Annotated in this window: 7 protein-coding genes; 4 read left to right on the top strand and 3 right to left on the bottom strand. The window is 44.5% G+C overall.

Going from position 1 to position 7402, the window contains the following annotated elements:
• Window positions 1–544: lyase family protein (locus Q0Z62_RS06325; RefSeq protein WP_298052301.1), on the bottom strand; the 544-nt coding region annotated here is incomplete at its 3' end.
• Window positions 545–680: 136 nt separating this feature from the next.
• On the opposite strand from Q0Z62_RS06325, the gene Q0Z62_RS06320 reads away from it, so the two are divergent.
• On the top strand, window positions 681–1949 hold the full coding sequence (locus Q0Z62_RS06320; RefSeq protein ID WP_298052298.1) for a mechanosensitive ion channel family protein: 1269 nt from the start codon (window positions 681–683) through the stop codon (window positions 1947–1949).
• A 58-nt stretch (window positions 1950–2007) separates the two neighbouring features.
• The gene (locus Q0Z62_RS06315; protein WP_269901902.1) at window positions 2008–2346 is read left to right on the top strand and encodes a P-II family nitrogen regulator; all 339 of its coding nucleotides are present in this window, start codon (window positions 2008–2010) and stop codon (window positions 2344–2346) included.
• 39 nt (window positions 2347–2385) lie between these two features.
• Here the strand turns inward: Q0Z62_RS06315 and Q0Z62_RS06310 are convergent, their stop codons facing one another.
• Window positions 2386–3597, bottom strand: coding sequence for an MFS transporter (locus Q0Z62_RS06310; protein WP_298052296.1), 1212 nt, complete (start codon window positions 3595–3597; stop codon window positions 2386–2388).
• A 168-nt stretch (window positions 3598–3765) separates the two neighbouring features.
• Here Q0Z62_RS06310 and Q0Z62_RS06305 point away from each other — a divergent pair, with 168 nt between their 5' ends.
• Window positions 3766–4500 (top strand): pseudouridine synthase, encoded by a 735-nt coding sequence (locus Q0Z62_RS06305; protein ID WP_298052304.1) that lies wholly within the window; start codon window positions 3766–3768, stop codon window positions 4498–4500.
• Here the strand turns inward: Q0Z62_RS06305 and ugpQ are convergent, their stop codons facing one another.
• Window positions 4501–5268, bottom strand: a complete 768-nt coding sequence (gene ugpQ, locus Q0Z62_RS06300; protein WP_298052293.1) for a glycerophosphodiester phosphodiesterase — start codon at window positions 5266–5268, stop codon at window positions 4501–4503.
• Window positions 5269–5422: 154 nt separating this feature from the next.
• On the opposite strand from ugpQ, the gene Q0Z62_RS06295 reads away from it, so the two are divergent.
• On the top strand, window positions 5423–7372 hold the full coding sequence (locus Q0Z62_RS06295; protein WP_298052291.1) for a SurA N-terminal domain-containing protein: 1950 nt from the start codon (window positions 5423–5425) through the stop codon (window positions 7370–7372).
• The last annotated feature ends 30 nt before the right edge of the window (window positions 7373–7402 follow it).

Genomic DNA, 7402 nt, shown 5'->3' with positions numbered 1-7402 from the left:
AGTGATGGCCAAAGGTGACAGGTTGGGCGACTTGTAGGTGTGTGAAGCCAGGCAAAATAGTATCGGCGTGATTAAGTGCCAACTGAGCTAACGCTTTTTGTAGCTGTCTAAGTAAGTCGCTATTTTGATCTATTTCTGCACGTAACCATAACCGGATATCAGTTGCAACCTGGTCATTTCGTGAACGGCCAGTGTGCAAACGTTTGCCTGCATCACCGATAATTTCAACTAACCGTTTTTCAATATTTAAGTGTACGTCCTCTAAATCAAGTAACCACTCAAATTCATTATTGTTGATTTCAGTGATGACTTGTTCCATACCGCGCTGAATGTCTTTTAGGTCATCCTGTGTAATGACGCCCACAGTGGCCAGCATTTCGGCATGAGCTAAAGAGCCTTGAATGTCATAGAGGGCTAGACGTTTATCAAAATCCACCGATGCGGTATAGCGCTTTACCAGATCAGAGACCGGCTCAGAGAATCGGGCGGACCAAGCTTGCGACTTGTTGTCGAATTGGTTGTGATTGTTTTGTTGCGTAGACATAAGAAAAGTAAAGTTATGAGAGATAGTAATAGCTATATGTTACCCTTTTTGCATGCCTATTGAAGGATTTTTGCTATTTCGTGCATTGAAAGACGATGTAAAAATCATTCCGCTTTTTAAGATTCAAGGAGAATAAATGGATAACGCAATTCAAATGGGTGATTGGTACGTCAATGATTGGCTCTACCAACACTTGCCTGAAGTATGGATGCAAATTTTAGCAGGTCTTTTTGTTCTGATTATGGCCTATGCGTTATTGCATTGGGCATCTTCTTTGGCAATGCGTTTTTTAGTAGGTCGTTTTTTACAGACCATAGGTAAGCAAGAGTGGCTAAATGCAATTAAAAATCGTCGGGTGATAGATCACCTCAGTGCATCCATTCCATTGTTTATTACGGGAACGGGGCTGGGTATGATCCCCGTTGAGCAAAAAACGCTAGATGTCATATCCAGAGTGGTATTAACGGTTTCATTACTGTTTTTGTTTAGAGCAATTAGTGCCATTTTACTTGTGTTTCAGGATGTGGTTGATGGCCGTAAGCAAGAGCAAGGCCGTTCTATTAAGGGCTATTTGCAATTACTACGCATGGTGTTTTGGTGTTTGGCGGTTATTGTGTTGATCGCCGTGTTGCTGAATAAGTCTCCTTTACTGATGATTTCGGGGTTAGGTGCCTTATCGGCCGTATTGTTATTGGTATTTAAAGATACGTTGCTTTCTTTAGTAGCCAGTGCGCAAATGAGCACCAATGACATGTTGCGTATTGGTGATTGGATTGAGATGCCTCAGTCTGGAGCGGATGGTGGTGTGGTTGATATTGCTTTACATACGGTAAAAGTGCAAAACTGGGATAACACAATAACGACTATTCCTACTTACAAGCTTTTTTCGGAGAGCTATAAAAACTGGCGTCAAATGTTTGAGTCCGGCGGTCGACGTATTAAACGCAGTTTACGGATTGATGCCGCTTCAGTGCGTTTTTTAAGTGATGATGAAATTGAAAAGCTCAGCCATATTTCGTTACTTAAAGATTATTTGAGTGAAAAAAAGGAACAGTTAGCCGAGGTTAATCAAAGCAAAGAGGCTGTTAATCGTCGACGCTTAACGAATCTAGGTACGTTTAGAGCGTATGCAAATGAATACATTAAGCACAAAGAGGGAATTCATGCTGGCATGACGATGATGGTTCGTATGATGGAGCCAACGGCAGAAGGGATCCCGATGGAGGTGTATTGTTTTACCAGCGATACTTCATGGGTGGGATTTGAGGGGATTCAAGGTGATGTGTTTGATCACTTGATCGCCATTTTGCCTGAAATGTCCCTAAGGCTGTATCAGACTCCATCTGGCTCTGATTTTTCTGGGGCATTTAATCCACAAAACAGACCTAAATCTATCGTAGAGTAAATAGCTGTAGGCGCTTAGTGCTACTATATGCCATTGTTTGCTTTATTTGATTGGACCAATGAAACAGATTACTGCCATGATTAAGCCCTTTAAGCTCGATGAGGTCCGAGAGGCCCTAGGAGAGCTTGATGTAAATGGGTTAACTATTACCGAAGTCAAAGGTTTTGGTAGACAAAAAGGACATACTGAACTGTATCGTGGTGCTGAATATGTGGTAGATTTTTTACCTAAAATTCGCATTGATATTGTGGTTCCTGCAACTCGTTGTGACGAGGTAATAGAGGCCATCATGCGAGCAGCACAAACGGGTAAAATCGGTGATGGTAAGATTTTTGTTACCCCTGTCGAACAGGTCATTCGAATACGCACAGGCGAAACAGGATTGGCTGCTTTATAGTAAAAAAGACCCGCTTTAAAGGCGGGTCTTTTTGATGTGTTATGATTTTTTGATGGATCGATAATCGCTGATTTTTAAGCCAATGAGAGCGATGCTAACAGTAGCCACAATAGGAAAAGTCCAGGTGTTAATACCATCCCAGCCTTGGGTAGCTAACAGCCGACCAGAGGAAAAGGATGATAGGGCAACAGAGCCAAAGATTAAGAAGTCATTAAAGGCTTGAACTCTACCCGTTTCTTCGGCTCTATAGCAATCCGTAACCAGTGTAGTAGCGCCAATAAAACTAAAGTTCCAGCCTATTCCCAATAAAATCAAACTAGTCCAAAAGTGGGCCACACTTAAGCCATTTAGTGCCGTTACACTGGCGGCGCCAATGAGTAAAATACCCACTAAGGTAACAGTGATTTTGCCAAAGCGTTGAATCAGCATAGAGGTAAAAAAGCTAGGGCCAAACATAGCTAATATATGCCATTGCACTCCTAGGGTAGAGTCTCTGGAACTATGTCCGCAGCCAATCATAGCAAGCGGAGAGGCTGTCATCATAAAACTCATTAAACTATATGAGACCATTCCCGTTAGCACCGCAATGATAAAGCGTGGGTTTTTGATTATTTGTAATAAAGGGCGCCCTGCAGGCGATGTAGATGAGGTAGGCGTTTGGGCGATTACGTCTGGGCGTAATAGGCTAATCAAAGGTATTGCTAGGGCAGCTAAAACAGCTTGGCCTAAGAAAGTCGCTGCAAACGGCGTCGTGGGCCATAAATCGCGTGTTAATAAAATTAACTGCGTCGCAACGACGGCTGCAACAAGCCCACCCAGCATTACCCACGAAATAGCCTTAGGCCTCCATGGGGCCGCTACGCTGTCTGCAGCAGCAAAGCGATAATTTTGCACATATGATGAGTAAAATCCGGCTAGAATAGTACCTAAGCAAAAAAGTAAAAATGAGCTACTGGTAATTCCAAAATAGGCGGTTAATCCCCCCGCTATCCCTAAGGCAGAGCCTAAAAAATAGGCATTACGACGTCCCATTTTGCGCATAAAAAACGCCGCTGGCAAAATGCCAAGCGCCATGCCCAGATTAAATAAACTAACAGGCACTGTGGCATGTTCAGGGTTAGACGCCAGTTGTTGGCCGACTAACCCCCCCAAGGCTACCACTAGGGCAGGGTTCGCCCCGCCTAAGGCCTGTAAGCCGGATAACAATTTTGCATTACGGCGGCCTGGACCCGAAAAAGTGTGATCGCTCATGTCGTAGTATGGAAATACAGAAAGGATAGGGTTTAGTAGTATAAGTTATAAATTAATAGCTAATGGTTATTTAGCCAAGCATTTCAGGACGAATGCTAAGGGTATGACTGAGTAGCTGAGTTTTATTTTGGCAAATGTCATCTCATTTGCATTACCGTTTAAATGAAGATTATGGAAATACGTATATCAAAAATTATGGCTGATCGTGGCATGTGCTCACGTCGCGAGGCCGACGCGTTTATCGAACGTGGCTGGGTGTCTGTTGATGGTGAAAAAGCAGTGCTAGGTCAAAAAGCATTGCCCACAGCTAAGGTTACTTTGCATCGCACTGCGCGTGAAAAACAAACGCAGCGCGTCACTATTATTTTAAATAAGCCAGTTGGTTATGTGTCAGGGCAGGCTGAAAAAGGCTATAGAAATGCCGTTTCGTTAATTCAAGCACATAATCAGTTTCGTGGTCGAGATAAAAAGGCCCCTCGTTTTAACCCCGCGCATTTGCGTGGATTAGCCCCAGCGGGTCGCTTGGATATTGACTCACAGGGTTTATTGGTTTTGACGCAAGACGGTCGTATTGCACGCCAACTAATCGGAGAGGATTCTCCTATAGATAAAGAATACCTAGTACGAGTAACTGGTAACTTAGACGAGCGTGGTCTAGCACTATTGAATTTTGGTCTTAGTTTAGATGGTGAGCCATTACGTCCGGCTAAGGTTAGCTGGCAAAATCAAGATCAACTACGCTTTGTATTGCACGAGGGCAAAAAACGTCAAATTCGCAGAATGTGTGAACTTGTCGGGTTAAAAGTAGTTGGTTTGAAGCGCATGCGCATGGGCGATGTGGTTATCGGGGATTTGCCCGAAGGCCAGTGGCGTTACCTGAAACCCGGCGAGCGCTTCTTTTAATTAAATACCTTCAAAATGAGCGGAAGGGGAGATGGTATCGATGGCGTCAGTCACGATGCCTTTACATCCCCAGCTTAACAACTCTTTTGCACGGGCTGGATCATTGACGGTCCAGATACACATTTGGTAGCCCGCCGCTACGGTTTCTTTGACTAGCTCATGGGTGGTTAGTTTGGTGTCTAAGTTCAAGGCCACACACCCTAAACGATGCATGCGCTCTAGATAGTCGGCAGGAACATGGTTTTCTATGAGTAAAGCACGGGGTAGGTCAGGAGCAGCCAGTTTAGCGGCTTCCAGGGCCGTCTCAGAAAATGAGGACAGCAAAGGTGGCAAATCGGCATCCTGCCAAAGTTGCTGTGCCAAACGGGCAACTCTGGCGCCGGTTTCGGCCTCAAAACCTGTTTCAGGTTTGATCTCTATATTGCTACGAATGCCATTGGCTATCGTGTAGGCTGCCATGGTGGCTAAGCTAAGAATCGGTTCGCCTGTATATTTTTTATCTAACCAGGCTCCAAAGTCAAAATGCAGTAAATCGGCAAAGCTATATGTGCTGGCTAGGCCTGCCCCATTTGATGTGCGGCGAATGTCATCGTCATGCAATAAAATCGCTACACCATCACGACTTAGCTTGACGTCGTATTCCATCATGGTAAAACCGTGTTGATGGCCCAATCGAACAGCAGCTAAGGTGTTTTCAGGTGCATGTTTACCTGCCCCACGATGGGCAATAAGGGTTGGGTAGTTCCAATTAAAAGCAGAGGTAGGCATAAAAAGGCAAAAACCAAAAAGATTACAGTAAAATAGCTGATTTTACTCTTAGAGTACCATCTTAGGTGCTGTACTTCGCAACTAAAGTGTTAAACTGCCTTGGTTATGTAACTAATCTATGGGTGGGTTGCTACCCGCTCTTAATAGGTGATTCATGTTCAATTTTATTCGTAGACATCAGCGCTTAATGCAACTGGTGTTGCTCATATTGATTTTGCCATCGTTTGTATTGATTGGCGTCAGTGGTTACTCTAATTATGTGTCCGGTGACGAGGACTTAGTCAAGGTCGGTGATCAGGCAGTCACTGCACAAGAGTTTGACATGGCACGACGTAATCAGCTTAATGATTTACAGCGTTCTATGGGTGGGGCTTTTGATCCAGCCTTAGTCGATACACCAGCCGCTAAACAGCAACTATTGGATTCTTTAGTTGATCGCCGTGTATTAATAGAGATAGCAACCAAAGAGCGCTTTAGCGTCTCTGACTCTGCCTTACGTCAGGCAATAGCGGCTATGCCAGAGCTCCAAGAGGATGGGGTCTTTTCTGCGCAGCGCTATAATCAGCTATTGGCAGGGGCGGGCATTACCACCCGAGATTTCGAGCAATCTCAACGTGCTGAGTTAGCCATTAGTCGTGTTTTAGCGCCTATTGTTGATACAGCAACATTGCCTCAAATAATTAATGACGAATTACAAAAAGTCTTAATGGATAGTCGCACTGTACAATTGCACGCCTTTACTGCTGAACAGTTTTTGGCCGAGCAAAGCGTGACAGATGAGGAAATTAAAGCATGGTATGACGCAAACCAAGATGCGTTGCGCTTGCCAGACTATGTGAATGTGGATTTTCTACTGCTTAACGAAGACGCTGCAGTAAAGAATGTCGCCTCAATTAGCGAAGACGATTTACAGGCTTATTTCGATCAAAATAAAGCCCGTTTTACTTCTCCAGCTCGAATTAATTTAAGCCATATTTTAGTTTTGCCTGGGTCGGATGACAGTGAGCACCAAGCCGCGCAACAATTAGCGAAAGGCTTGGCGGCTAAGGCGCAAGCTAATCCAGCTGATTTTGCAGAGTTAGCCAAAACATCTTCCCAAGATCGTGGTAGCGCTCAATCGGGTGGCGAACTGGGTTGGATTACTCAAGGTAACTGGCCCGAGGTCTTACAGAATGCTGTTTTTGCTTTGCAAAAAGGCGAGGTTTCTGGGGTGATTGAGGGTCCGGATGGCTATCACATCTTTAAGGCGAATGATTTTTTACCTGAGCAAAAACAGTCGTTTGAATCAGTAAAAGCCCAGATTACCGACGAGGTACGTCAACAGCTTGCGGCAGAGCGTTTTGCTGATATGGCAACACAACTAACAAATCTGGTCTATGAGAATCCGGAAAATCTGAATGCGGCAGCTGATGCCCTAGGTTTGCCGATTCAAACAGCCCAGGGCGTAGCACGTGATCGTTTACTGAATAATGCTGAGTTAGGTATTGATCAGCAGGCATTTAGCACAGCCGCTTTACTAGAAGATCCTCGGGTACGACGTGCTTTATATACGGCGCAATCGCTTGAGCAGCAGCAGAATGCAGGCGTGATCGAGTTAGCTTCAGACTCAATCGTAGCAGTGCGCGTGAATCAGTTTGTGGCTGCACATGTACCTAGCTTAGACCAGTTACATGATCAGGTTAAAAAACAACTTGAGCAAGAAAAAGCCTTGGTTGCAGCCCGCGAAGCAGGGAAAAAACAATTGGCTGAATTACAGGCAGGCGCGCAGACTACCATTGAGTTTAGCGAGTCCTTAGATGTCAGTCGTGTTGATAATCAGCAAATACCTAAAACAACCTTAGATGTGCTCATGAGCGCTGAAATCAATCAGCTACCTGCTTTTGTAGGGGCTGAAAGTGCTAATGGATTTCATTTGGTTAAAATCGTAGGTAAAGATAGCAGCTCCCCTGACCCGATGATTGCTGATTTTTTGCAAAAACAATTGCAGCAATTGTGGGGTAATGCCCAAGAGCAGGTGGTCATGCAAGCATTACGAGATCAGCTGGAAGTCAAGCAGTTGCCTGCCTCAGAGCAAGCTATGAGTGCTGAGCTAGACGCGGAATAATCTTTATTTAGTTTTTTAATTAAACCCCTA

Source organism: uncultured Paenalcaligenes sp., assembly GCF_947630565.1.
GTDB classification, from domain to species: domain Bacteria; phylum Pseudomonadota; class Gammaproteobacteria; order Burkholderiales; family Burkholderiaceae_B; genus Paenalcaligenes; species Paenalcaligenes faecalis.
Note: the sequence above shows the minus strand (reverse complement) of the source record. Positions and strands in the feature narration are given on the sequence as shown.